This window comes from Candidatus Arsenophonus phytopathogenicus (genome assembly GCF_056113345.1).
In genome coordinates, this window is the sequence record NZ_JBUIOB010000019.1 from 65608 (window position 1) to 90734 (window position 25127).

General features: G+C 37.7%; 19 protein-coding genes and 10 pseudogenes. 13 read left to right on the top strand and 16 right to left on the bottom strand.

What is annotated here, in order from left to right:
- Nucleotides 1–79: 79 nt before the first annotated feature.
- Nucleotides 80–754, top strand: coding sequence for a helix-turn-helix transcriptional regulator (locus tag AC01GB_RS14845; RefSeq protein WP_474452514.1), 675 nt, complete (start codon nucleotides 80–82; stop codon nucleotides 752–754).
- Between the two features lie 87 nt (nucleotides 755–841).
- Here AC01GB_RS14845 and AC01GB_RS14850 read toward each other — a convergent pair whose 3' ends face one another.
- The 4 genes and pseudogenes from AC01GB_RS14850 to AC01GB_RS14865 form a co-directional block, all read right to left on the bottom strand.
- Complete coding sequence (locus tag AC01GB_RS14850) at nucleotides 842–1036, bottom strand: hypothetical protein (RefSeq protein ID WP_474450395.1); 195 nt, start codon at nucleotides 1034–1036, stop codon at nucleotides 842–844.
- A 75-nt stretch (nucleotides 1037–1111) separates the two neighbouring features.
- Nucleotides 1112–1662: pseudogene (locus tag AC01GB_RS14855) on the bottom strand (DUF2815 family protein).
- A 65-nt stretch (nucleotides 1663–1727) separates the two neighbouring features.
- Nucleotides 1728–2975, bottom strand: a complete 1248-nt coding sequence (locus AC01GB_RS14860) for a DUF2800 domain-containing protein (RefSeq protein ID WP_474452515.1) — start codon at nucleotides 2973–2975, stop codon at nucleotides 1728–1730.
- Nucleotides 2968–3369, bottom strand: a complete 402-nt coding sequence (locus AC01GB_RS14865) for a hypothetical protein (protein ID WP_474452516.1) — start codon at nucleotides 3367–3369, stop codon at nucleotides 2968–2970. Before AC01GB_RS14865 ends, AC01GB_RS14860 begins: the two co-directional genes overlap by 8 nt.
- Nucleotides 3370–3432: 63 nt before the next feature.
- Here AC01GB_RS14865 and AC01GB_RS14870 point away from each other — a divergent pair.
- Together AC01GB_RS14870 and AC01GB_RS14875 are read left to right on the top strand one after the other, a co-directional pair.
- Nucleotides 3433–3951 (top strand): annotated as a pseudogene (locus AC01GB_RS14870) (structural cement protein Gp24).
- 318 nt (nucleotides 3952–4269) lie between these two features.
- Nucleotides 4270–4644 (top strand): annotated as a pseudogene (locus AC01GB_RS14875) (helicase C-terminal domain-containing protein); the annotation flags it as partial.
- 39 nt (nucleotides 4645–4683) lie between these two features.
- On the opposite strand, the pseudogene AC01GB_RS14880 reads toward AC01GB_RS14875, so the two are convergent.
- The 3 genes and pseudogenes from AC01GB_RS14880 to rhtA all read right to left on the bottom strand — a co-directional run bounded on the left by AC01GB_RS14880 (nucleotide 4684) and on the right by rhtA (nucleotide 6686).
- Nucleotides 4684–4904, bottom strand: a pseudogene (locus AC01GB_RS14880) (alkylphosphonate utilization protein).
- A gap of 147 nt (nucleotides 4905–5051) precedes the next feature.
- Nucleotides 5052–5559 (bottom strand): annotated as a pseudogene (gene dps / locus AC01GB_RS14885) (DNA starvation/stationary phase protection protein Dps).
- Nucleotides 5560–5798: 239 nt separating this feature from the next.
- Nucleotides 5799–6686, bottom strand: a complete 888-nt coding sequence (gene rhtA, locus AC01GB_RS14890; RefSeq protein ID WP_474452517.1) for a threonine/homoserine exporter RhtA — start codon at nucleotides 6684–6686, stop codon at nucleotides 5799–5801.
- Nucleotides 6687–6959: 273 nt separating this feature from the next.
- On the opposite strand from rhtA, the pseudogene AC01GB_RS14895 reads away from it, so the two are divergent.
- Nucleotides 6960–7542 (top strand): annotated as a pseudogene (locus tag AC01GB_RS14895) (LOG family protein).
- A gap of 88 nt (nucleotides 7543–7630) precedes the next feature.
- Here the strand turns inward: AC01GB_RS14895 and AC01GB_RS14900 are convergent.
- The 4 genes and pseudogenes from AC01GB_RS14900 to moeA form a co-directional block, all read right to left on the bottom strand.
- Nucleotides 7631–7894 carry a ThiF family adenylyltransferase gene (locus tag AC01GB_RS14900; RefSeq protein ID WP_474452903.1) on the bottom strand — a complete coding sequence of 88 codons (264 nt, stop codon included), beginning with the start codon at nucleotides 7892–7894 and terminating at the stop codon, nucleotides 7631–7633.
- Nucleotides 7894–8070, bottom strand: a complete 177-nt coding sequence (locus tag AC01GB_RS14905) for a ThiF family adenylyltransferase (protein ID WP_474452518.1) — start codon at nucleotides 8068–8070, stop codon at nucleotides 7894–7896. The genes AC01GB_RS14900 and AC01GB_RS14905 overlap by 1 nt, the downstream gene beginning before the upstream one ends.
- Nucleotides 8048–8392, bottom strand: a complete 345-nt coding sequence (locus AC01GB_RS14910) for a ThiF family adenylyltransferase (protein WP_474452519.1) — start codon at nucleotides 8390–8392, stop codon at nucleotides 8048–8050. Before AC01GB_RS14910 ends, AC01GB_RS14905 begins: the two co-directional genes overlap by 23 nt.
- Before the next feature lie 2 nt (nucleotides 8393–8394).
- Nucleotides 8395–9637, bottom strand: a pseudogene (gene moeA / locus AC01GB_RS14915) (molybdopterin molybdotransferase MoeA).
- A gap of 1024 nt (nucleotides 9638–10661) precedes the next feature.
- On the opposite strand from moeA, the gene folE reads away from it, so the two are divergent.
- From folE to AC01GB_RS14935, 4 genes are read left to right on the top strand one after another with little or no spacing between them, the layout of a single operon-like run.
- Nucleotides 10662–11345, top strand: a complete 684-nt coding sequence (folE, locus tag AC01GB_RS14920) for a GTP cyclohydrolase I FolE (protein ID WP_474452520.1) — start codon at nucleotides 10662–10664, stop codon at nucleotides 11343–11345.
- Nucleotides 11332–11601, top strand: coding sequence for a hypothetical protein (locus tag AC01GB_RS14925; protein WP_474452521.1), 270 nt, complete (start codon nucleotides 11332–11334; stop codon nucleotides 11599–11601). Before folE ends, AC01GB_RS14925 begins: the two co-directional genes overlap by 14 nt.
- 21 nt (nucleotides 11602–11622) lie before the next feature.
- A complete protein-coding gene (locus AC01GB_RS14930) occupies nucleotides 11623–12222 on the top strand; it encodes a DUF418 domain-containing protein (protein ID WP_474452523.1) in 600 nt (199 codons plus the stop codon).
- The gene (locus tag AC01GB_RS14935; protein WP_474452524.1) at nucleotides 12207–12482 is read left to right on the top strand and encodes a DUF418 domain-containing protein; all 276 of its coding nucleotides are present in this window, start codon (nucleotides 12207–12209) and stop codon (nucleotides 12480–12482) included. Before AC01GB_RS14930 ends, AC01GB_RS14935 begins: the two co-directional genes overlap by 16 nt.
- A 6-nt stretch (nucleotides 12483–12488) precedes the next feature.
- On the opposite strand, the gene sanA is transcribed toward AC01GB_RS14935, so the two are convergent.
- The 4 genes and pseudogenes from sanA to metG all read right to left on the bottom strand — a co-directional run bounded on the left by sanA (nucleotide 12489) and on the right by metG (nucleotide 16845).
- Entirely contained in the window at nucleotides 12489–13184 is a 696-nt protein-coding gene (gene sanA, locus AC01GB_RS14940) for an outer membrane permeability protein SanA (protein ID WP_474452904.1), read from the bottom strand.
- A 355-nt stretch (nucleotides 13185–13539) separates the two neighbouring features.
- A complete protein-coding gene (locus tag AC01GB_RS14945; protein WP_474452525.1) occupies nucleotides 13540–14235 on the bottom strand; it encodes a CidB/LrgB family autolysis modulator in 696 nt (231 codons plus the stop codon).
- A 33-nt stretch (nucleotides 14236–14268) separates the two neighbouring features.
- Nucleotides 14269–14683, bottom strand: a pseudogene (locus AC01GB_RS14950) (CidA/LrgA family protein).
- Between the two features lie 134 nt (nucleotides 14684–14817).
- Nucleotides 14818–16845, bottom strand: coding sequence for a methionine--tRNA ligase (gene metG, locus AC01GB_RS14955; protein ID WP_474452526.1), 2028 nt, complete (start codon nucleotides 16843–16845; stop codon nucleotides 14818–14820).
- 218 nt (nucleotides 16846–17063) lie between these two features.
- Here metG and apbC point away from each other — a divergent pair, with 218 nt between their 5' ends.
- The 4 genes from apbC to asmA all read left to right on the top strand — a co-directional run bounded on the left by apbC (nucleotide 17064) and on the right by asmA (nucleotide 21613).
- On the top strand, nucleotides 17064–18179 hold the full coding sequence (gene apbC, locus AC01GB_RS14960; protein ID WP_474452527.1) for an iron-sulfur cluster carrier protein ApbC: 1116 nt from the start codon (nucleotides 17064–17066) through the stop codon (nucleotides 18177–18179).
- A gap of 182 nt (nucleotides 18180–18361) precedes the next feature.
- Nucleotides 18362–19003, top strand: a complete 642-nt coding sequence (gene udk, locus AC01GB_RS14965; protein ID WP_474452528.1) for a uridine kinase — start codon at nucleotides 18362–18364, stop codon at nucleotides 19001–19003.
- Between the two features lie 43 nt (nucleotides 19004–19046).
- Nucleotides 19047–19649 carry a dCTP deaminase gene (dcd, locus tag AC01GB_RS14970; protein WP_474452530.1) on the top strand — a complete coding sequence of 201 codons (603 nt, stop codon included), beginning with the start codon at nucleotides 19047–19049 and terminating at the stop codon, nucleotides 19647–19649.
- A gap of 140 nt (nucleotides 19650–19789) precedes the next feature.
- Nucleotides 19790–21613: an outer membrane assembly protein AsmA gene (asmA, locus tag AC01GB_RS14975; RefSeq protein WP_474452531.1), complete on the top strand. Its 1824-nt coding sequence runs from the start codon at nucleotides 19790–19792 to the stop codon at nucleotides 21611–21613.
- A 52-nt stretch (nucleotides 21614–21665) separates the two neighbouring features.
- Here the strand turns inward: asmA and AC01GB_RS14980 are convergent.
- Nucleotides 21666–23256, bottom strand: a pseudogene (locus tag AC01GB_RS14980) (TerC family protein).
- Nucleotides 23257–23489: 233 nt separating this feature from the next.
- Here AC01GB_RS14980 and gndA point away from each other — a divergent pair.
- A pseudogene (gene gndA / locus AC01GB_RS14985) lies at nucleotides 23490–24903 on the top strand (NADP-dependent phosphogluconate dehydrogenase).
- The last annotated feature ends 224 nt before the right edge of the window (nucleotides 24904–25127 follow it).

The window sequence follows — 25127 nt, forward strand, 5'->3', positions numbered from 1 at the left end:
AAAAAGCGGTATTTATTTTTGTTTTTTTTTATAAAAAACTAAGCTTAATTATAAAAATTAAATTGTAATAGGGATATTTATGAAAACTAGCGATGTACTAACAAGCCATTTGATTTCGTTTATGGAGAAGCGATTAGAAGAAGAATGGGCTATAAAAGATATTGAATCTCGCTTTATCTTCGCCAATAAACCTGCTCTTGTTAATTCTTGTATACCCTTAAACTATAACTTAGAGGGGAAACTAAACTCTGAATGTCCAGTATCATGGAGCGAATGTGCTGATATAGTTGATGCATATGAACAAATTGTTATTCAATCTGATAAGCCAATATTTATTATATCCAATCATATCATAGGGCAAGAAAAAGCACTGCAACCTTTTTTCATTAAAAAAACCTCCTATCATAATCAGAATAAAATCGCTGGAACTATCTGTCATGGACGAAAAATATCCCCTCGATTACTATCAGAACATTTCTTTAAAAACCCAACCACGCCTTCTTTTTTAACAAATCATCCACCGAATAATTTATTTACGACTGAAGAACTTAATGTGCTATTTTTCGCGATGAAACTTATGAGTAATCAAGAAATCGCATTGCGGTTAGGTACCTATTCTTGTGTTGTAGAGCAAATAATACAACAGATATATAAAAAGATTGATATTTACACCCGAAAACAACTGAGAGATTATGGTATCGCTGAAGGTTTTGATAATTACTTTCCACCATTTTTGTTAAAGGGATTGTTATAAATTACTATCATGGGTTATTAGCTCAGTTGGTAGCCCAGAGGACTTAATACATCGGTCACAGGTTCGAGTCCTGCATAGCCCACCATTTTACCAATGGCTTTTTGCCAATCGCTTATTCTCTTTTCTCAGGTACTGGTTTTCTTCTGCCAGTAGTTGAATCATATTGATTAATGTTCTGGTTTCCTCATCGGCATTAACGGGTTGCTCCAGGTTAAGCAAATAATGGCTGTTGTTATCGGGATTAGTGAGCGTAAGGACTTCAGTCATATTATCTAATTTCATGTTTAATTCTCCTTAATGAATTTAACGTGGTGCCTGATTATTTCACTACCTCAGGCGGCGGTAGTTCCCTGGTGTTTAACTTGCCAATAACTCTTCTTCCTCAGCCATGCTCAGGTCGTCAAACTCGTCAACGGTACACTTCCACCGCTAAACGCATCACCATCACGGAAAAACTGAACGCCTCTTAATGAGACGGAGACGCCTTTACCGTTATTGTCATAGGCGTAAAACTCAATGGTGGCGTTAACGTAGCAGCCTGAGTAGGGGCGACCGTCCTGTGCGGTGAGTGGTGTGCGATTTACGTCAATGACTAGCGGCCGATCTTTGTTACTGGCGGTAATGTACATATTTCCGGCATAGCCGTCGTATTCCTTATTGTCTCCGTCGCGAAAGCAAAAACGGTTGTTGGAGTGGCAGATGCTGTTATAAATTTTTTCTACCTCTTTGGCTCCCCATTTTTCCTTAATGACGGCCTTAATCCCCGTTTTGATTTCCTCAATCAGGTCCGTACGACTTTTGGCGATAAGGAAATTTGCTCGGTATTTGAAGGCGCCCTGACCACTGACTTGTGTAGGTTCAAACAACTCAGGAAAAGCCAGACGTACGTTGCTTAATTTAATTTTCATAACGTTACCTTTTAATTAGATGGATTTGTCAACAAGTGACGCTTCGGTCACATCGTCAAAGTCGTTCAGGGGGGTATTAATAACGGCAGGTCGTGGGTCAGACTCGGGTGCGATAACGGGTTTCTCGTCTGCTCGCACAATAAGCGCTTCCAGTTTTGCACAGTGATGCGGTTTGTTCTTTTTGAGCAATTTTCAGCCTGTGGGGGGCTAATAGTTTTCTTGTGATAGATTTGTTCCTGCTTAATTTTGGCGTTTTTCAACAGCGTTTCGGCTTCACGTTCATCACCCCATGTGCGATTTCCCTGTTTGCCAGTCACCAGTTTAAAGCCCGGCACCGATTGCCCGCTATGTAATGCCTCGGCGACCCGATTTCGTAAGGCTTTGCAAAAACTCTCTATCAAATCGACATGCGGGTAGAGTTTTGCCATTTGCTCAGGGGTTAGTAGCGTAATGCGTTTTGGTGCATCACTTAGTTGGGGTGTTAAAGGCTGGGTTAAATCGACAAAATCGCCTCTGATTTCATTATGGACAAACTGCGCCTGGGCAAAACACAATCCGCCTTTTGCTTTGCAGAACTGGCATTGCTTGATGCCTGGTGAAAAGGCACTATCTGGTAGCGCATCAAGCCCTTTGTGCTCAGCGAGGCTTGCCATTTTCATGGCTTTTTGCGCCCGCAATCTAGCCAGGTCACCAAAGTCTTTTAATTCGTCAACTGACAGAGCCCACTCAGACAGATGGTTAAGTCTGGGCTGATGAATAAAAAGACGAACTGTTTTGAAATCATAAACAAGGTCAAACTGATGTAACGCCCCTAGCGCATAGAGCATGAGCTGCTCATTGTTCGGGGCATCCACTTTAACGCCTTTACCGTATTTCAGGTCATGGACTTGTAACTCATCATTGTTGACAATAATTGCATCGGCGGTACCAAACGAATTATCTACGTCAATGACGGCTGAAAAGTCAACTCGCTCCTCAACCTGTAAGATTTTCCCGTCCGCTAGTTGCCAGACAGTATCAACATAGGTCTGGACGTGCTCAATCATCTCCTCATCCACTGGTGGCGAGTTGGCTTTTAGCAACGGATAGGTGCCGATATACTCCTTTGCATCAAAACCACGTGTTCGTCTACGCCCGTCACTAAACGGGTTTTGACGCATTGTTAAGATACTTTCCGCCAAGGTATGCGCCGCACTACCTTCTTCCGCAAACGGCGATGTTTTATCGGGTAAGGTGGCTTCTACTGCGAGACTGGCGGCGCATCTTAACCAGCGACTAGATGAAGAAGGGGATAATTTTGCATGGTTAGCCATCGCTACCCTCGGCGTTATCATCGGCTAAAACGCGTTGGGCTTTCTCGATAAACTGAACCAGATTGTCATCGGTTACGTCACCCATCTTTTTAGCGTTGAAGGAGGCGAGGATATCCAGCGCTTCATTACGATATCCGCCTTTGACCAGTTGAGTAATGCAGGCCGAAGCCTCACTGCGAAGTGCCTTAAAATCAATCGGTTTGGCTTCTGCGGGGGTAGGCAATTCACGCAATAATGACAAGGCAAATTCACGACGATCGGTAATACCAAGGAGATTATCCCAATTGGCCAGTATTTTTAGGCATACGTCAAAGGCTTCGATTTTAGGAAGTGTTTGTAATTGCGTTACGCCATTTAAGGCGCAATACAGCGCATCAATCCGAAAATCCGGCAATGTGATTGCAGATTTAAATAAATCAAATGCCGAATTCTGGGCAACACGAGGGAAATAAAAAAAATGATGCAACCGTATTTATACCGGATGCCGGTTGGCATAGCCGGTGCAATCTCCCGTTACCGTGATTTAACTACCGAACCGGTGTTACTAAAATCTAAAGATGGTTTTCCCGTCTATGGCCTGGCAGGGAAATATGACGGCGATTACTTTGTGCCGCTTAGTGAGGGTGATACCGCAGACGTCATCAAAGGCATTTATATTCGCCCTTATCCAACGACGCAGACGCAGGATTTTATCCGGCAGGTGGGCACTGAGAAGAACTTTACCGGCGATGCGCTAAAACGCGGCTATGTCTTGGTGAATGTTGGCGTGGATAGTCAATAGGTTAAAAAAGGTGCCAAGGTCTATGTGCGAGTGGCAGGAGCAACGGATAAAAGCCCGCTGGGCGCTATTTTGATTGCTGAAGAAAAAACGGGGTCAGGGGCGTCAGGAAAAACCAATACTGTGATATTGGCGAATGCTGAGTTTACCGGTCAGGGTGATGCTGACGGCAACGTTGAAATCTCGTACAAAATTTAAGGAATGACTATGTTAACATATGACCAACGCACGATTGACTCAACCGGTGCTTTTTTGATTGGGGAACTCGAGCGTTTAGATCCTACGATTAATATGCCTTTGGTGCAATACACCAACAGTCGGGATGTTCAACGTCGTGAAGATGTCTCGATTGCGGATGAAATTTCGAGCTTTACCCGTACCGGATTTGCTGCAGCAGGTAGTGGCGCTAATCCTAACGGTAAAAACTGGATTAGCATAGATTCCACCGCATTAGCGGGCATCAATATCGATATTCAAAAAAAGGGTTTCCCTTTACCGCTTTGGGGAATGGAGCTTGGTTGGACGAACGTGTTAGTTGGATTACAATCCTTTGCTGAAGGTTTGGATCTTAAAGGTGATTATTTGTCGCAGGTACATATTCAAAAAATTTCTTTTCCGCCGATTACAAACCCGATTATTATTACTGAAAATGAATGGTTAAAAACATTAAATATTTATCCATTTGAAGTACAAAGTTTGCCAACTGCCTCGTTCACGTTAATTCAGCAAGTCGGTCGCTTGATTCGTAGTCATGATTGTTATGGTGAGATTGTTATCTATGATAAACGACTAAGAACCAAGCATTATGGTGCTCGTTTATTAGCTTCATTACCGGTGTTTCCGATAGTTGAACCAGAAATATCCTCGACACTTCCTAAAGAAACGGAGTAATAAGCCTTTTTATCTGCTACTTATTACTCCTTATTGAAATTAGCTGATTTTTTTCAGAAAGCAGGTTTTTAGCATTAAAGCTTTAATTCCTTCTGCATTACACTTAATTTCATCTTTATTTTGGGTTAGGCGAATTTTTTTATTGCTGTGCCTCGTTTTAGGGTTTTTGATGTTCCTTTAACTTTGAGATCTTTTATAACTTGCACACTATCCCCATCGCTTAAGTGTGCGCCATTAGCATCTTTAACGACAATATCCATGAAAATCCTTATTAATTGCAAAAAATACTAACAATTATAGTAAAAAATTGATTGATATTAAGTGGATAAATAGACATAAAAAACCACACTCCTGTGTGGCTAAATGACGACATTTTGTTTTTATATAGTTATCGAGAGATACAACGGTTATTTTTCAATATTGGCTTCGATAAACCAGAGATATTTATCCAGATCACGAGAAGCGCCAGTGAGAATATCTTCAGCATCCACTTCACTAACTTCATCAATTGCTTTACGAACATTATTGGCAACCACCGCAGCACGATCGGCCAAGGCTTTCAAATGATTCTTGTACATCGTGAATATTGTTTGGGTATGCTTTTAATGGTGTATGGCCATGAACACTCTCTATTGTGCCCATAGCTGTACCACCCATTTGTACCACGCGTTCCGCTAATTCATCTTGATGTTCTAAAATAGAGGAATTAAATTCATCTAATAATTGATGAACAGCAATAAAGTTTCTACCGCGCAGATTCCAATGTGCTTGTTTTGTCATCAATGACAGATTAATAAGTTGTGCAACTAGCGGGTTTAAAACAGAAATAGCGTGTTTTTTAGTACTATCACTAATATCATTACGGGTATAAAGTAAATCAATTTTCGGTACTTTAACTAATTTAGCTGTGCTCATTATTACGCTCCCGTTATATCAAATAATGTATTAATACTTTATCGAAACAATAACTTATTATTAATCAATAGTCTTATCATTTGATCTTATTAAATTGATAGGTAATATTGATGTAAGCGTTATTTTATTTCTTACAATTATAAATATGGTGATAAAAAATAGGAATGCAAGGGAAGGTAGCAACAAGTTACAGTGTGAATTTAGGCTTGAATTCACACTGTTTAAGCGTGAAAAACGACTTAATTGATTTCAACCGTTTCGTTTTTTGTTTTCATGGTAGATGCTGAACCAATTGATGCGCCAATTATACAAAATAGCGCGAACCACTGGGTTAATGTTAAGTGTTCATTAAGAAATATCATGCCCATAAAGGCCCCCATTGCCGGTTCCAAACTCATTAAGGTACCAAATGTTTTCGCCGGCATACGTGTTAGAGCAAACATTTCCAGCGTGTAAGGGAAGGCCGTTGACAAAATAGCCACCGCAAGTGCAATTGGTAGAATTGACAGATCAAATAACGGTTCAATGCCAACGGTAAGAAGACCGACCGGAAAAAAAATCAATGTCGAGATAAACGAACCTAAAGCCACTGTTGCTGTACCATAACCTGCCCCAGCCTGCTGACCAAAGATGATATACGTTCCCCAGCAAATACCGGCAGCTAAAGCATAAGTAATACCAACTGGATCTAAACTATTAATATTGTCTCCAAAAGGTAGTAGAAAGGCTAATCCAACAATAACCATTAATATCCAAACAAAGTCAATCGCGCGGCGAGATGAGAACATTGCTACGGCTAAAGGGCCGGTGAACTCTAATGCCACAGCGATCCCTAATGGGATCCTTTCTAGCGATAGATAAAACAGCGAATTCATTGAGCCTAAGGAGATACCATAAACAACTAAATGTTTTAATGAATGGCCGCGTAACTTTTTTCGCCAAGGCTTAAAAATTATAAAAAGAATAATCGTTGCCAAAAATAGTCTTAAAGCTGTTACGCCAAGTGCTCCGATAGTTGGAAATAGACTTTTTGCTAATGAAGCTCCACTTTGTATTGATATCATTGCACATAGCAACAACAATACGGGCAACAGCGTTTTACGCTTTTGATTTAAGACAAATGACATCTGGAGGTAACCTCAAAAATAGAGAACAAAATAAATGTTAGAAAACTAAATAATAACTCAGTAACAGCAAGATTTGCTTAATGATATTGTGTAATTATTATATAAAAGATAAGTAAACAAATATTATTTTCAATGCCGATTGTAAATAGGATATTCACTATAATAATTGTTAATTTTAAAAAAGAAATGACAGGAAAAATATTTATGCGTTTGTTAGATTTGATTAATGTCTGCTAAGGCTGACATTAGTAAATTTAAGTTAAGGAGGATAATGTGGATAAGATAAATAGTGTAACAGTTTATTGCGGATTTAGTGTAGGAGCCAGTGATATTTATCAACAGCAGGCAATTGCATTGGCATCCGAACTGGTTAACAGAAAAATAACGCTGGTTTATGGCGGTGGCCGCGTCGGTATTATGGGTGTTTTAGCTAACTCGGTATTGGATCAAGGTGGTCGAGTGGTTGGTGTAATGCCTAATTTATTAGTTAAACGTGAGATTTCTCATACTGGTCTGAGTGAAATCCATATTGTCGATACTATGCATCAACGTAAGCAGAAAATGATTGATTTGGCTGATGGGTTTATTGCGCTACCGGGGGGGATTTGGTACCCTGGAAGCATTTAGTGAAGTTTTTACTTGGGGTCAAATTGGCTTACATACAAAACCATGTGGCTTACTAAATGTTAATAATTATTGGGCACCGTTAGTTGCTATGATAGAAAAAATGGCTGATGAAAAGTTTTTACAAGAAAAATATCGACATATGGCGATTGTTGAAGATAAGGCGGCCAATTTACTTGATCGTTTTTTACACTATACGGCACCTTCAGTAAAAACTTATGATGATCTATAGCTGTGTTAAGTTTCCATCACTTGGTTAGCACTAATAAAATAAATAATTAAAAAGTGATATATTGGTTTCACAGCTATAAAAGTTAGTTCTATATGGTGGCTGCCTGATAGGCTTCAGAATTAGGATCAGGCATTAAATTAATTGTTCGAAATTTTGTTGACATAGCATCATAAAATAGCACTTTTACGCTGATAATTTTATCATAGTTAGTAAGTAATTTTAGTGTTTCGATCTCTTGCAAGCTACCAATAATACCAACCAGTGGAGACATAACGCCGGTTTCGATGCAAGAGAGATTATTTTCACCAAATAAACAACTTAAAACAGTGATAGCAGGTGGTATTATCTTGATTAGTTAATACCACCAGTTGTCCTTCCATGCGAATCTGTACCTGATACTAATGGGCGTTTTAACGTTAAACATAGGCGGTTAAGCTGTTCGCGAATAGTCACATTATCGGTACAATCAACAACTACATCTTGTTGTTTGATTAAAGTATTCAGTTCATATTTCTGCCAGTTTTCCATTAACCGTAGAAATTTCTATGTGCGGATTTATTTTATGTAATGCGGTTTTGGCCGAGTCAACTTTTGCGTTACCGATAGATTGGTCGTTATATAGGATTTGCCGTTGCAAATTTGATAGAGAGACGGTATCAAAATCCAATAGTGTTAGCTGCCCGATGCCTGCTGCGGCTAAATATTGAGCGGCGGCACAACCTAAACCACCCATTCCGACAATTAATACTTTTGCTGCTTTTAATTTTTCTTGTCCGTCAAAATCGAAATTTTGTAAAATAATTTGGCGATTATAACGGAGTAACTCTTGGTCAGATAATTCAATAGCCATATTTATTCACTTATTAATAAATGATTAAAATACTCAATATCAACTAATTCACCTGCGTTAACTGCGCCACAATTTTGCTCTAAAACGATAAAACAGTTACTTTGGTTAAAGGAACTCAAAATGTGTGAACCTTGCCGTGGAATAGGGGTTACCTCTAACTCGGCTTGAGAATTTACCCTGGCAACCCCTCGTTGGAACTCAAGGCGTCCTGGTGATGTTTTTATCAGGCTGGTGGTGCGCGCTTTTAAATAGGGCGTTCTTTGCCATTGGCTAAAAGTGGAAAGGTGATTGAGAATGGGTTGTACCAGTTGATAAAAGGTGACTATAGCGGATACAGCATTACCGGGTAAACCACAATACCAGGCAGATTTTAGTTTACCAAAGGCAAATGGTTTACCGGGTTTGATTGCCAGTTGCCAAAAATTGATGCTGCCTATTTCATTAAGGATCTGCTTGGTATAATCAGATTCCCCCACCGACACACCACCGCTGCTAATAACCAGATCGGCTTGTTGATCCGCTTGTTCAAACGCTTGATAGAGTTTGCCAGGCTCATCGGCAATAATCCCTAAATCAATCACTTGGCAGTTCATTTTTTCTAACATTAAGAGTATTGCCAGCCGATTGGTATCATAAGATCTGACCGGCAGCCAATGGCTGGCCAATAGTTTGTAGTTCATCGCCAGTAGAGAAAATAGCCACTTTCAACTGGCGAAAAACTTCAATCTCGCTGACTCCCAATGATGCAACAAGGGATATCTGAGTGGCGGAAAGTTTGCTGCCTATTGTCAAGACCGTATCACCTTGTCGAATATCTTCGCCTGCAAAACGAATATTACTAGTTGGTTTTATTGGCTGAATGAAACTAATGGCATTATCGACTAACCGGGTGTTTTCTTGCATGATGACCGTATCAACGCCAGAGGGGATCGGCGCTCCTGTCATAATGCGAATACAAGACTTTGCTGGCAGCGGATCGCGAAAAGGGGAACCAGCTAGCGCTGTACCCGCAACAACCAATGAGGCGGCATCATGCCAATCATTAAAGCGTATTGCATAACCATCCATGGCTGAATTATCGAATGGAGGGACATTAATTGGCGATATAATTTCTCTGGCAGTAATGCGATTAATTGATTCTGTTAGTGGGATAATTTCTTTTTCTGCAATTGGGGTGATTAGGGTAAATATATTATTTAATACTTCCTTTAGCGATAGTAATTGGTCGGTATGATAATGCTCCATATCTGGCTCCAAATAATACTACCGTTTTGACGATATTGGCATAATTTTGCCAAATATTTTCAGTGCATTATGACAACAATCTCACTTATTAACAAAGAAGTTATCTACTATAAAAAAATAATAAAATATTAGATAAAAAATAGGGCTGACTGATATTACACGCTTAATATTAAAATTTGCCGCAGCAAATTATTTGTATATTAGGCGTGCATCAAGCGAAAAGTTTTTTATAAATTTATTCATCAAACCGATCTGTTACAAATACGTAAGATAAAAGAGATACTGAGTCTGTTTAATTTATCACCAGAACAGTGATTAATTATGAAATATTTATCGGAAGAGGATGGAATCAATCAAACCATTATTTCTGATAAATTAATTCAATATGTGAAAAAATCAGTTATAGATCAACTGAAAAAGAAATTAATAATCTGATAGAAATACTAACAAAAATACAAAATAGTCTAAATAATGCCGATATTTTTTAAATAATTATTCAATTTCGACTATTGTTTGCGTTCTTATCGATTTTGCGCTCTTAATGATCTTATCAGCCAGTCTTTCATAACAGGAAAACCTTCACCGAACATTTTTTAATCTTTACATGCTTAAACAATAGGCTATTAAAAATCTGAACGCTATGGTTAAAATAATTTCTTTGCTGCCACCCACAATAAATAACAATATAAATATATAAAAACGACGGCGACTATTTATTGTGTTGTGATATTAAAGCAATCAATTTTGCTAGCTAACAGGCTCATCTGTTTTGATAAAATATTTAGTCGCAATTAGATGGGTTTAAAATGAGGCTATAGTCAGTAAATCGATTATTTGTAGTAATATAAATTGATGTTTTTATATAAATGAACAGAAAAAACAAAGAATAAATAGTGACTCTGATATGAAAATTAGCGCGATATAAAAAATATTTTGTTAGGATAGGCTATTGTAATGGGATAATGGTATCCATTTATTGAATGTTTAGTTAAATTAATGTTGAATTTTATTGTTGGAGAAATGCATGCCATCGCTCAGTCAAGAAGCGCATCTTGTTCGTAAAGCACTAGAAGCTCGTGGTCTTGAAAGCCCTCTTTGCGGTCAATCTCTTTCCTCAAATGCGCGTAAACAACAGATTGAAGGGCATATGAGTGAAATTATGCGTTTACTTAATCTCGATCTTAAAGATGATAGCTTAGTGGAAACACCTAAACGCGTTGCTAAAATGTATGTTGACGAAATTTTCTCAGGCCTCGATTATAATAACTTTCCTAAAATTACTTTGATCGAAAATAAAATGGACTTCGACGAAATGGTAACGGTTCGCGATATTACGTTAACGAGTGTTTGTGAGCATCATTTTGTCACTATCGATGGTAAGGCGACAGTGGCCTATATTCCAAAGGATAAAGTGATTGGTTTATCTAAAATTAATCGTATTGTTCAATTTTTCTCTCAACGGCCACAAGTTCAGGAGCGTTTGACCCAGCAGATTTTAATTGCGCTACAAACTTTATTAGGTACAAGTAATGTCGCGGTTTCAATTGATGCGGTTCATTATTGTGTGAAAGCCAGAGGCGTTCGTGATGTAAGCAGCAGCACTATGACAACCTCGCTAGGTGGTTTATTTAAATCTAGTCAAAATACCCGTCAGGAGTTTTTACGCAATATTTCTGCCTGCGTTACCGCCATTAATGTTTGTTATTAAAGCCAGACGGCAGCGGATTGAACAAATTGATCTGCTGCGTGCAAGCGCTATTTTTGCAATTTTGCTGGTTAATATTTTTGCTTTTGCGCTACCTGAATTAGCTTATGTGAATCCAGTTTATATTGCTAGCACAACAGCCGGGGATATTTGGTGCTGGGTATTTTTGAATATCTTTGTGCAGGGAAAATTTCTGGCAATTTTTAGTTTGTTATTTGGTGCAAGTTTTGAATTTTTGTCTAAGCAGGGTTTATATTGAAATCAAATTCGTCTGTTTGTATTGGCTATTATTGGTCTGCTGCATGGCATTGGGTTATGGGATGGGGATATTCTATTGCCTTATGCTTTGACGGGGCTATTGGCAATAAAATTTATTCATTTTAATAACACTAGGCAGCTCTATTATAAATCTATTGTTATTTATTTATCCGGCTTAATTATTTTTTGCAGTTTTAGTTATTTTACCAATGTTTCGTCATTTTGGTATCCAGCAGAAAATGATTTTACTAATGAGATCAACATTAAAATAGCGGGCGGATGGAAAGTGTTCTTATATCGGGCTGAATCGGTAGCACAAAGATTAATTATATTAGTGATCCATTATGGTTGGCAGTTATTGGCATTAATGATGGCTGGTGCAGCATTAGTGAGAATTGGCTGGTTAACGGGAAATTTTTCTTTGTTTCATTATCGCTATGTTGCTTATTGGACAATCCCATTGACTATTTTTATTCAACTCTGTTCTATTGCCATCCAGTATTACTATGACTGGAGTTATATTGTAACTGGGTTATTAGGTTTTATTATTAATCAGATTATTATTCCGGTTCAAGTTATTGGCTATATTGCTATTATTTATGGTTTTTGGCCACACAAATAAAAAATATCTTCATTATTAAATGGCTGCAATCAGTTGGCCGCATGGCTTTAACTAGCTACTTATTACAGACGCTGATCTGTACCACTATTTTTTATCGGTTTGGTTTTTTTGCTCAATTTGGCCGTTTAGTATTACTTAGCTTTGTGCCGCTGATTTGGTTCATTAATATTATATTTGCCATCAGCTGGTTGAAATATTTTACGCAAGGGCCTATAGAGTGGTTATGGCGTTATTTAACCAATAAATTCGCTACTTGCTAGCTGAAATTATTTCAGCTCTTCAGGTAAAACGGCAGGATATCCTTTGATGCCATCAGGCATTTTTATCGGTGCGGGAATAGATTCCTGTTGTCCCAAAAAGCGGGGTTCACTTTTTAATATATAGAGATCAATTAGGGCATTAATACGGGCAAAAACCTCGCGTAAACGAACTTTAATGATTTTTTTTGGTGAGGAAACTGCATAGCACTGTGCATCTATCCCTTTTTTCATAGCGATAAATAATGCTCTTTCACAATGGAAACGTTGGGTAATAATAGTAAAGTTGTTAGTGGCGAACACTTGGTGAGTTCGGACAACCGAATCCAATGTTCTGAAGCCTGCAAAATCTAACACAATTTTTGCCGCAGGGATACCAGCTAAGATCAGATCTCTACGCATGGTGATAGGTTCATTATAATTGTAATGGGCATTATCACCGCTAACCAGTAAGTATTTTATTTTACCGCTATTATAAGCGTTAATGGCACCTTGAATTCGATATTTATAGTACTTATTAGGTAAACCGGCAGAATAATATTTTGATGTACCTAAAATCATACCAACGCTGCGAGGTGGTAATTTTTTTACATCATCATAGATATAGTCAGCAGTTTTCCAACTAATCCAACGATTGAATGCTAGAGTAGCAAAGATTGCTGTTACTATAATGGTAAGTAAGCTATAAATAAGGAATTTCCTCATCATTTATGCCTATAGATTACAGGATAGAGAAAGTCAGCTTAATAAGGGCTATTTTACTTATTATCATGCGCGGCCACTGATTAATTCAACAGCTTATTGCTAGATAAGACTTATAATAGTCAGAAGGCAGCAAGTTTGTAAATACGATATTCAGACTAGCTGAAATTACCTCCAATTAGTTGCTTTAACACATTGTTCAAGGCTACTGTGGCAAATGGCTAGATTTGATTTAAATTTATTCAGCCAAAATAACCTAAAAATTAAAGTTACCGCCCGCCAGTGAGATTAATTTTTCTACATAAAATAGACAGAAAGTGATTACTATGTTGTTGATTCATTTTTTATAGCTAATCATTTAATGTAATAAATCGATTATTAAAGGAAAAATGAAAGGGGCAATTAATGAGGTGATTATGCCATACGTCATTAATGCGAGAGAACTATAGGCACCTTCAATGTAGTTTATCTCGGCGCTACGCGCAGTACCTACTGCATGTGAGGCTGCTCCCATCGCTAATCCTCGAGCAATAGGGTTTTTTATCCGCAAAAAATTAAACAGTAAATGCCCAAACATAGCACCAAAAATGCTAACTAAAATCACACAAGCTGCACTGATGGCTGGTATGCCGCCAATCGCTTGTGAAACGGCCATCGCAATCGGTGTTGTAACAGATTTTGGTAATATTGAAGCAGCCATTTCGACGGTTGTGCCTGTCCATAACGCAATAGCGGTTCCTGTGACCATAGCAATCAGACTCGCAATAAAACAAACACTAATAATGGATTTCCATTGGGCACGAATTTGATGTAATTGCTCGTATAATGGCAAAGCCAAGGCGATAACTGCCGGTTGTAACAAATCATTGAGAATACGGCTACCAGAGAAATAATGGCTATATGAAGTATGTGTTATTAGTAAAGTAGCAATAATGATAGTGATTGAAATTAACAGCGGATTTAAAATAGTTAATCGGTATTTTTGGGATAATTTTCTCGCTAATAAGAAAACGATAATGGTAAAAGGTAGTGACCACCAGATATGATTTAACATTGTTGTTACTCGTTATTTGGCCTATTTTTTTGCTTAATTTGTTTTTTTCTGCTGCTTACCAGCATCCGAGGTATTTATATTAGGGTCACGATGAATACAGTGTGAGTTATAAGCAACAATAATAATTAAGGTATTAATAATGCAGGAGAGTAAAATAGGGATAATTTGTTGGCTAAGCATCTCATAATAATTCATTATGCCTACCCCGATTGGAATAAATAGCAATGTCATATTTTTGAGTAGCAAATGACAGCCCGGTTGTATCCACTGGACAGGTATGATTTGGACGGTTAATAAGCTAAACAACACCAGCATGCCATATACTTCCTGGCAGAGAAAAAGGCAGTAAATTTGACATTAGGTTTCCTATTATTAGGCAGAGATAAATGAGTAAAAAAGCGCGTAAATATTGCCAATTAATATAAAGGATATTTTTGCAAAACAACATCATACCAGTCCTATAACAAAACATACTGATAATACAATTAGCCCACTTAATGTGCCAGGCTGGTGTAGTCACTGGGATTAAAATGGCGAAAATGCAATTGTCGCCATTTTAATTTAATGCTTTTTATTGTTAATCTATTTTACTTGCATACCGGGCTTGGCGCCAGCATCTGGAGTTAATAGAAAGATATCTTTGTTACCAGGACCGGCGGCTAATACCATCCCTTCTGAAACGGCAAAACGCATTTTTCGTGGTGCTAAATTAGCGACGATGATCGTTAAGCGCCCTTCAAGTACTTTCGGATCAGGATAAGCCGCGCGAATACCAGAAAAAACTTGTCGGCTGCTATCACCTAAATCTAATTGGAGTTTTAGCAGCTTATCGGAGCCTTCGACTAAATCAGCTTGCTTAATTAAAGCAACTCGTAAGTCGACTTTGTTGAAGTCATCAAAACTGATGATATCTTGGAAAGAATTTTCGCAATCTTGTTGATTAGTCATTGTTTTCGCCGTTATATTTTCGCTAGATGCCGCTAACATAGCGGTTACATTGTTCATTTCTATTCGCTGGAATAAGGTTTTAAATGGCGTAATTTCATGATTTAGCAAAGGGTCGCTAATATCATCCCAGTTGAGTGAAATATTTAAAAAAGTTTCTGCCCGGTTGGTGAGTCCCGGTAATATAGGTTTTAAATAAGTCATTAGTACGCGAAATAAATTGATACCCATCGAACAGATATCATGTAAATCTTGTTCGCGACCTTCCTGCTTAGCGACTACCCAGGGTGCTTGCTCATCGATATAACGATTGGCTAGATCGGCAAGTAACATAATTTCACGAATTGCTTTATTGTATTCACGATGACAAAATTGTTGACCAATTTTGTCTGCTGCGGCAATAAATTGCTGGTAAAGCTCAGGAGCTGCAAGTTGCGATGATAACTTACCATCAAAGCGTTTATTGATGAATCCAACATTGCGAGCTGCGAGGTTGACGACTTTATTCACGATGTCGCTATTTACCCGTTGGACAAAGTCTTCTAAGTTAAGGTCAATATCATCAATGCGGGAAGAAAGCTTAGCGGCATAATAGTAACGTAAACAATCAGTATCCAGCTGATCTAAATAGGCGCGCGCGGTAATAAATGTACCCCGTGATTTGGACATTTTTGCGCCATTTACAGTGATATAACCGTGAGCAAAGATATTGGTAGGCTTACGATAACCACTACCTTCTAATATTGCTGGCCAAAATAGGCTATGGAAGTAGACAATGTCTTTACCGATAAAGTGGTAAAGATCAGCAGTAGAATCTTTGTGCCAATAACTATCGAAATCAATATTGGGTTGTTTGTCACATAGATTTTTAAATGTCCCCATATAACCAATAGGAGCGTCTAACCAGACGTAAAAATATTTGCCATGCTCATTAGGAATTTCAAAACCGAAGTAAGGGGCATCACGAGTAATATCCCATTGCTGTAAACCCGCCTCAAACCACTCTTGCATTTTATTTGCCACTTGTGGTTGCAAAGCCCCTGAGCGTGTCCAAGTTTGCAGCATATGACTAAATGCGGGTAAATCAAAGAAAAAATGCTCTGTTTCACGCATTTCAGGAGTTGCACCAGAAATCACCGAGTGGGGATTGATAAGTTCTGTTGGGTTATAAGTTGCCCCACATACCTCACAATTATCACCGTATTGATCAGCGGCTTGGCATTTTGGGCAATCCCCTTTAACAAAGCGATCGGGTAGAAACATACCTTGCTTAGGATCATAAAGTTGCGAGATAGTTTTGTTTTTGATATAGCTACTCTTTTTTAGTGTTAAATAAATTTGTTCAGATAATGTTTTATTTTCTACACTATGAGTTGAATGGTAATTATCATAGCTAATGGCAAAGTCAGCAAGATCGTGTTGATGTTCCTGATTTACTTTACTAATCATCTCCTCAGGCGTTATACCTAATTGCTGAGCTTTTAGCATAATTGGAGTGCCATGGGCATCATCGGCACAAATAAAGTAAACCTGCTTGCCGCGCATTCGTTGATAACGAACCCAAATATCGGCCTGAATATGCTCTAACATATGGCCAAGGTGTATTGAACCGTTAGCATAAGGTAACGCACAGGTTACCAAAAGTTTTTTCGCGACTTGAGACATAGTAAGGATCTAATTCCCATAAAAATTGAACAATAATTTGATGTTAACTGATTGCGTTTTTTCCGGCTAGGCCTGAACATGAATAATCAATCATTATTTTATCGTAATTTTGCTTGATAAGCGTCGTTTTTATTATCTATTTATCTTAATTAAATTGTTCTCTGGTATGATGTAGTGATTAATTGTTGATAATTTAATACTAAATAAAAGGAGCTGCGATGAATTCAGGATCCTTCAAACAAACAAAAGCAAAAAAGTTAACTCAGCAAGTCGCTGAGGTTTTAGACACATTTTCTCATCCGACATTGCAAAGTAATCTGAGTACATTAAAGGCATTATGTCATTGTGTATTACTCGATGATGTTTTACATATTGAATTAGTCATGCCCTTTGCCTGGAAAACACCTTTTAAGTTATTAATTGAGCAGCTGACACCGCAATTACGAAAAATAACTGGCGCGCAAACAGTAGAGTGGGAATTACGTCATAATATTAATACATTACGTAGAGCGAATAATTTGCCTGGTATTAATGGAGTGCGTAATATTATCGCTGTCAGTTCAGGTAAAGGAGGGGTTGGCAAATCAACCACGACAGTGAATTTGGCGTTGGCATTAGCGCAAGAAGGAGCGAAGGTAGGTATTCTGGATGCTGATATTTATGGTCCCTCTATTCCGACTATGTTGGCAACTAAAAATCAGCGGCCCACATCACCTGATGGGCATCATATGGTACCTATAATGGCTTATTATGGGCTAGCGACTAATTCAATTGGTTATTTGATTAATGATGATAATGCGATGATATGGCGTGGTCCAATGGCTAGCAAGGCTTTGATGCAAATGTTACAGGATACCGAATGGCCAGATTTAGATTATTTAGTGGTTGATATGCCACCTGGAACTGGTGATATTCAATTAACCTTAGCACAGAATATACCCGTTACTGCGGCAATTGTCGTTACCACACCACAAGATATTGCTTTGCTTGATGCGATGAAAGGCATCGCGATGTTTGGCAAAGTGAAAGTGCAGGTATTGGGTATTGTTGAAAATATGAGTCTACATATTTGTAGTAATTGTGGCCACGTAGAGCCTATTTTTGGTTCAGGTGGAGCAGAAATATTGGCTGAAAAATACCAGTGCAAGCTGTTAGGTAAGATCCCATTACATATTTCTCTGCGTGAGGATTTAGATCAAGGTCAACCGACAGTAATGCGCGATCCTGATGGTGAGTTCGCTGATATTTATCGGGAAATAGCATCGACAATTTCTGCTCAGATGTATTGGGCAGTAGAAAAAATTCCCACTGAAATTGCTTTCCGAGCTATTTAAACTGATTAATAGCTTATTGATTGAAAATAAATATGAAGTGATAATTATTATTAGGTCTTGTTATGAAAATTAGCCAGACCTAATTTTAAATGCTGGCAGATACTACAATAACCCCTTATAATTCCGGCGCTCATAATATTTAATTATATTAATTTCTATTATTTAAACTCAGGTTATTTAAAATGGCTGATCCAGCACATAAGTGCGCTATTGTCGGTATATCAGGTGCTTCAGCATCGGGTAAAAGTCTTATTGCGAAAACGCTTTATCATGAATTACGTACTCAAGTGGGTGACCACAATATTGGTGTGATTACTGAGGATTGTTACTATCGAGATCAACATGACATTCCGATGGAAGAACGAGTGAAAGTAAATTACGACCATCCCAATTCAATGGATCATGATTTGCTTTTTCATCATCTTCAATTGTTGAAGGCAGGAAAAGGCATTGATCTGCCACAATATGATTATACTCAGCATACGCGTAAGCGAGAGACCATTTTTTTTCAGCCTAAAAAAGTGATTATTATTGAAGGTATTTTATTATTAACCGATAAGCGCTTACGTAATAATATGGATTTTGCCATTTATGTTGATACGCCACTGGATATTTGCTTAGTAAGAAGAATTAAACGGGATGTCAATGAACGAGGAAGAACATTAGATTCTGTTATTGAACAATATACTAAAACTGTTCGTCCAATGTTTCTTCAATTTATTGAGCCATCGAAACAATATGCAGATATTATTGTTCCTCGTGGCGGAAAAAATCGAGTGGCGATTGATATTCTAAAAGCTAAAATAGAGGAGTTCTGCCAATAATTATCTATAAATAGATTAGGAATTCTCGCAAGGAGATGGAAAAATGCGACTTTGTGACCGTGATATAGTTAAATGGCTTGATGAAAAGAAATTGGTTATTGAACCACGCCCATCAATCGAACGGATCAATGGGGTAACCGTTGATGTTTGTTTAGGCAATAAATTTCGAATATTTCAGGGCTATACTGCACCTTATATTGATCTTAGTGGGCCCAAAAATGAAGTTAATTCTGCATTAGATCGGGTGATGAGTGATGAAATTACCTTAAGCCATGATGATGCGTTTTTTTTGCATCCGGGTGAATTAGCATTGGCGGTCACTTTAGAATCAGTCACTTTGCCTGATAATGCTGTTGGTTGGCTTGATGGCCGTTCTTCTCTTGCCCGCTTGGGATTGATGGTGCATGTTACTGCTCACCGTATTGATCCCGGTTGGTGCGGTCAGATTGTGCTAGAGTTTTATAATTCAGGTAAACTGCCATTGGCACTACGGCCGGGTATGGTTATTGGCGCATTAAGTTTTGAAGTTTTATCCGGTTCAGCTGAGCGCCCCTATAATCGCCGTCAGGATGCAAAATATAAAAATCAACAAGGTGCGGTAGGGAGTAGAATTAGTGAAGATGATAAAAGTAATCATAAATTGTGATATTTTAAGTTAATTAATTCGGTGTTTAGCTGAAATCATGCTATAATTAAAATAATTTTATTTTCTCAGGTCACGGAAAATAAGCTATCTAAAGATGAAGTCATTAATTGTTTGTTTGAATACCATTGATGGAGACAGTGATGAAACGATTTTTGACCACATTAGCTATTCTGATGGTGGTTATTTTAGCAGGTTTAACGGCGCTAGTGTTGCTCGTTAATCCCAATGATTTTCGTCACTATTTAATTGATAAAGTTGAACAAAAAAGCGGCTATCATTTAGTTTTTCAAGGCGAAATGCGTTGGCATGTATGGCCTAGACTAAGTATTATCACTGGGCCGATTTCACTCACCGCGCCGGGCGCGACTAAGCCGGCCATTAGTGCAGATAACATTCGGCTTGATGTCTCCTTATGGCCGTTAATTTCCCACCAACTGTCTGTTGAACAGATTGTAATCAGTAATGCAGTTTTGCGCGCTACTCCAGATAGTGAAGCAAAATCAAATCCAGATGCCCCGATTGCTCCAGAAGGTCTTAACCGTATTAGTAGGAAAAATAATAATGATAGCAAATGGTTATTTGAAATTAATAAAGTAAAATTAACTGATAGTTTGTTAATTTGGCAGTTGGATAATGATACCCAGCTAAATATGCGTAATATTATGTTGTCGCTCAGAAGGGAAGATGATCATTTCATTAGCGTTAATTTTAGTAGCAATGTGAGTAAGGATCAGCAAGATCTCACTTTTTCTTTAAACAGTAAGTTAAATATTGCAGATTATCCGCGTCAGATTGCTGGGAAAATTAATCAATTAGAATATAAAATTAGTGGTATTAATTTACCAACAGATGGCATTAGCGGTAATGCAACTTTATTGTTTGATTATTTGCATGATCAGCAACCAATATTAACCCTGTCTAATTTAGCTATTGACGTCAATGATAGTAATTTAACTGGAAATTTAGTTGCTCATTTAGGTAAATCACCAGATTATGAATTAAATATTACTTCCACAAAACTGGATCTAGATAAGATTTTAGGTTGGCAATCTTTATTACAACCTTTAACAGAGACAAAGATAACGCCTCAAGTAAGTCCTAAGCCTGTTATTGCGACGGTTGAAACCGATAGTTATGATTTAAGTTATTTAAAGCAATTCTCATTTCAAGCAATAATCTCTGCCGATAAACTTATATATCGAGGTTTAGTTGTTGATAGCTTTAAGTCTAAGATAACCAATAAAAAAGCGTTATTAAATGTTAGTCAGCTAGAAGGTGGATTATTAGGTGGAAATTTTGAATTACCTATTAGTTTAAATTATCAAAATAGTCCGGTTATTGTCACGGCTAAGCCCAAATTTAATCATGTGAGGTTGGCTCCTTTGCTGCAATCCTTTGACATGCCGACCAAACTAGATGGTTCATTGATGTTAGTAGCAAATTTATCAGGGTCTGGATACGATAAATTTGCGCTGCTAAATTTTTGGTCCGGTAACGCTAATGTAATGTTATCCAAGGCACAGTTAACAGGATTAAATATAGCTTCACTGATCCAACACGCCTTTTCACGCCTTACTGATAAAATTGATACCCCGCAAAATCTTGACGGTAATACCCAAATTGAAAATTTAACCGTTGATACAAAACTTAATAAAGGCATGCTATCGTTCTCAAATCTGGTTGCTTCTTCAGACGCTATGAGTATCGATGGTAACGGTTGGCTAAATGTAGCCGGGAAATCAGCAGACGTGAAATTGCTGGTTAATATCAATAAAGGCTGGCATGGAAATGATAATTTTATTAATAAAATTAATCAATTGGCCATTCCTCTGTGTATTTATGGTAAGTGGAAAAATTTACAATATCAATTGAATATTGAAAAATTGCTGCGTGATGAGTTTCAATCGCAAGCTAAAAAAGCACTAGATAGTTGGTTAGAAAAAGAAGTTAAATCGAAAAATTAGTTTTAGCTTAATATTCAACAAATGTAACGCGCCATGATTAGCGCGTTATGTTTTATGTTAAGGTAATATTCTGTTTAACATCATTTTTAGCCAGTTTCAGGGGAGTAATCAACACTTTTTTAAGGCGGTGGCTGGTGACTTCCAACGGTTTAAAAATCCAATTTTCAATTTTGATACGTTCACCTACCACAGGCATTCGTTGTAGATGCTCCATTAATAATCCGGCAATCGTCTCATATTCACGTTTTTCATCAAGCGTAATTGGCACATACAGGATCAGATCCTCTAAAGGCATAAAGCCATTAGCAACCCAACGGCTATCCTCTAATTGTTGAATATCATGACGAGAATCCACCTCTGCTTCGCTGATTGGCATATTACCGGCAATAGTTTCCATAATATCCGTCAGCGTAACAATTCCTTCGACAGAGCCAAATTCATCAACAATAAAGGCAAAATGGGTATGAGCTTTACGAAACTGCTCTAATGCCTGAAGTAGTGATAAGCCTTCAGGGAAAATTAGTGGCTGGGTAATTAAGGCATGTAGGTTAAGTTTTTGCTTTTTTAATTGTTGATTTAATATGTCGATAACGTGTATAATCCCGACTGGTTCATCGCTTATTGATTCATTCGTAACAACAAGACGGGTATGTGGTGTTTTTTCTAGCAATGAAAGTAGCTTATCCGCAGGCTTGTTGATATCAATGTATTCAACGTCATGGCGCGAAGTCATAATACTACTAACATTACGTTGAGCGAATCCTAATAAACGAACAATCATTTGTCGTTCTTGTGGATCAAAAATATCATTATTATCAGCGATTAAATCAGAGGTGCGATGATCTAATTCAGCGCGTTCATGTTGACCATCTAAAACCCGCGATACTGCTTCAGCGGTTCTTTGCCGCATTGATTTGTTGCCTTTTAAAAAACGGCGGCGATTAAATAATGCAAATTGGTTAAGTGATTCGATCATAATAGAGAAACCAATAGCAGCGTATAAGTAGCCTTTCGGTATCAAATAACCAAATCCTTCAGCAACTAAGCTAAAACCGATCATCAGTAAGAAACTGAGACAGAGAATAACAATAGTTGGATGAGTATTAACGAATAGGGTTAATGGTCTACTAGCGATAATCATTAAGATCATAGCAATAGTGACTGCAGCAATCATAATGCCAATATGTTCAACCATACCTACGGCAGTGATTACCGAATCAAGTGAAAAAATAGCATCTAATACAATAATTTGCGCGACAACAGCCCAAAATTTAGCCGTTTTGCGTTGCTTGCCAGATCGTTCATCTTTACCTTCTAACCGTTCATTAAGCTCCATAGTGGCTTTAAAAAGCAGAAACTGCCCGCCACCAAGCATCAGAATATCCCGCGCACTAAATGGGTGACCCCAAATATTAATGATAGGATTGGTTAGTGAAACGAGTAAAGTGAGAGTAAACAATAAGATGATGCGCATAAAAAGTGCGCAGGTTAAACCAGTTATTCTTGCTTTATTACGTAATTTAGCCGGTAATTTATCAGCTAAGATAGCGATAAAGACTAAATTATCAATGCTAAGCACGATTTCGAGTACGATAAGAGTAAAAAGCCCCGCCCACATCGTCAGGATCTGCGATCCATTCCATAAAATTTATTTTACCTTCTAATATGACGGCTTATACCGACTTTTAGAATAATGGGTACTTTGAACAAAAATTTCAATATAATAACGTTTTTTTAATCGTTTTTAGCCGAAATATCCTATCCATGAAGGGATGAAATCACTATCACCAAACTATAGAGTAAGTTAATATATCAATGCGTAAAAATATATTTGCTCGTAAATTGTGGGTAATCAATTGTCAGACAGGAGTTTTTCATGTCAAAACAACAAATTGGTGTAGTTGGTATGGCTGTTATGGGACGTAATTTAGCGCTCAATATTGAAAGCCGAGGTTACTCTGTTTCTATTTTTAATCGTTCTAAAGAAAAAACCGATGAAGTGATCGCAGAAAATCCAGGTAGAAAATTAATCCCCTGTCATACAATTGAAGAATTTGTTGATTCATTAGAAAAACCACGTCGTATTTTATTAATGGTAAAAGCTGGTGAGGCGACAGATAAAACCATAGCTTCCTTAACACCCTATCTGGATAAAGGTGATATTCTAATCGATGGTGGTAATACTTATTTTCAGGATACTATTCGACGTAATCAAGAACTTTCAGCACAAGGGTTTAACTTTATTGGAACCGGAGTTTCTGGTGGTGAAGAAGGTGCATTAAAAGGGCCTTCTATGATGCTTGGTGGACAGAAACAGGCTTATGATTTAGTGGCACCTATCTTGCAACAAATTGCAGCTAAGGCCGATGGTGAGCCCTGTGTCAGCTATATTGGTCCCGATGGTGCAGGTCATTATGTAAAAATGGTGCACAATGGTATCGAGTATGGTGATATGCAGCTTATTGCTGAAGTATATTCAATACTTAAAAGCGCATTAAAATTAAATAATGAAGAATTAGCCGATTCTTTTTACTGAATGGAATAAAGGGGGATTAAGTAGTTATCTAATCGAAATTACGGCCGATATTTTTCGTAAAAAAGAAGACCAGACTGGTAATTATTTGATTGATGTCATATTGGATGAAGCCGCTAATAAAGGAACTGGGAAATGGACCAGTCAAAGTGCTTTAGACTTGGGAGTACCTGTTACGCTTATTACTGAATCAGTATTTGCGCGTTGTCTCTCTTTTTTAAAAGAGCAGCGGGTGGCAGCAGCAAAAATCCTGACTGGACCGGCTGTTAATTCATTTAAAGGTGATAAGCAGGAATTTATTGAAAAAGTTCGTCGGGCACTTTATTTAGGTAAAATTTTTTCCTATGCACAGGGTTTTCAGCAATTAAAAGCAGCATCGGATGAATATCAATGGCAGCTAAATTATGGTGAAATTGCCAGGATTTTCCGCGCTGGGTGTATTATTCGGGCGCAATTTTTGCAAAAAATTACCGATGCCTATAGCCAAAACCCATCTTTAGCAAACTTAATGTTAGCGCCTTATTTTAAGAATATTACTGATGAATATCAGCAATCATTACGGGATATTGTCTGTTTTGGTATACAAAATGGTATTCCATTACCTACGCTTACAGCAGCAATTTCTTATTATGATGGTTATCGCTCTGCTTTTTTACCGGCAAATTTAATTCAGGCACAACGTGATTATTTTGGCGCTCATACTTATAAGCGGATTGATAAAGAGGGTATCTTTCATACTGAATGGATAGAGAAATAGGTCTAGCTGAACTGATATAAAATCATATTGGATGGTCTTTATCATTAACGATAAAGACCATCTTTCTTGGCTTTGGGTTAGCACAAATGGACATATTGATTTGCTGCTTTTTTTTGACTTTAATTTTATATCTATCCAAAAAATAAATAGATTTATACATTATATTATAATATAAAATATATTATTTTTTATAAAGTAATTCTGATTAATTTTCTATATTATGA

Bases quoted from the DNA above. Each gene is read 5' to 3' on its own strand.
- AC01GB_RS14845 (WP_474452514.1), top strand. From the start codon at position 80: ATGAAAACTAGCGATGTACTAACAAGCCATTTGATTTCGTTTATGGAG.
- AC01GB_RS14850 (WP_474450395.1), bottom strand. From the start codon at position 1,036: ATGAAATTAGATAATATGACTGAAGTCCTTACGCTCACTAATCCCGAT.
- AC01GB_RS14860 (WP_474452515.1), bottom strand. From the start codon at position 2,975: ATGGCTAACCATGCAAAATTATCCCCTTCTTCATCTAGTCGCTGGTTA.
- rhtA (WP_474452517.1), bottom strand. From the start codon at position 6,686: ATGTCATTTGTCTTAAATCAAAAGCGTAAAACGCTGTTGCCCGTATTG.
- AC01GB_RS14905 (WP_474452518.1), bottom strand. From the start codon at position 8,070: ATGGAAAACTGGCAGAAATATGAACTGAATACTTTAATCAAACAACAA.
- AC01GB_RS14910 (WP_474452519.1), bottom strand. From the start codon at position 8,392: ATGGCTATTGAATTATCTGACCAAGAGTTACTCCGTTATAATCGCCAA.
- folE (WP_474452520.1), top strand. From the start codon at position 10,662: ATGCCATCGCTCAGTCAAGAAGCGCATCTTGTTCGTAAAGCACTAGAA.
- AC01GB_RS14925 (WP_474452521.1), top strand. From the start codon at position 11,332: ATGTTTGTTATTAAAGCCAGACGGCAGCGGATTGAACAAATTGATCTG.
- sanA (WP_474452904.1), bottom strand. From the start codon at position 13,184: ATGAGGAAATTCCTTATTTATAGCTTACTTACCATTATAGTAACAGCA.
- AC01GB_RS14945 (WP_474452525.1), bottom strand. From the start codon at position 14,235: ATGTTAAATCATATCTGGTGGTCACTACCTTTTACCATTATCGTTTTC.
- metG (WP_474452526.1), bottom strand. From the start codon at position 16,845: ATGTCTCAAGTCGCGAAAAAACTTTTGGTAACCTGTGCGTTACCTTAT.
- apbC (WP_474452527.1), top strand. From the start codon at position 17,064: ATGAATTCAGGATCCTTCAAACAAACAAAAGCAAAAAAGTTAACTCAG.
- udk (WP_474452528.1), top strand. From the start codon at position 18,362: ATGGCTGATCCAGCACATAAGTGCGCTATTGTCGGTATATCAGGTGCT.
- dcd (WP_474452530.1), top strand. From the start codon at position 19,047: ATGCGACTTTGTGACCGTGATATAGTTAAATGGCTTGATGAAAAGAAA.
- asmA (WP_474452531.1), top strand. From the start codon at position 19,790: ATGAAACGATTTTTGACCACATTAGCTATTCTGATGGTGGTTATTTTA.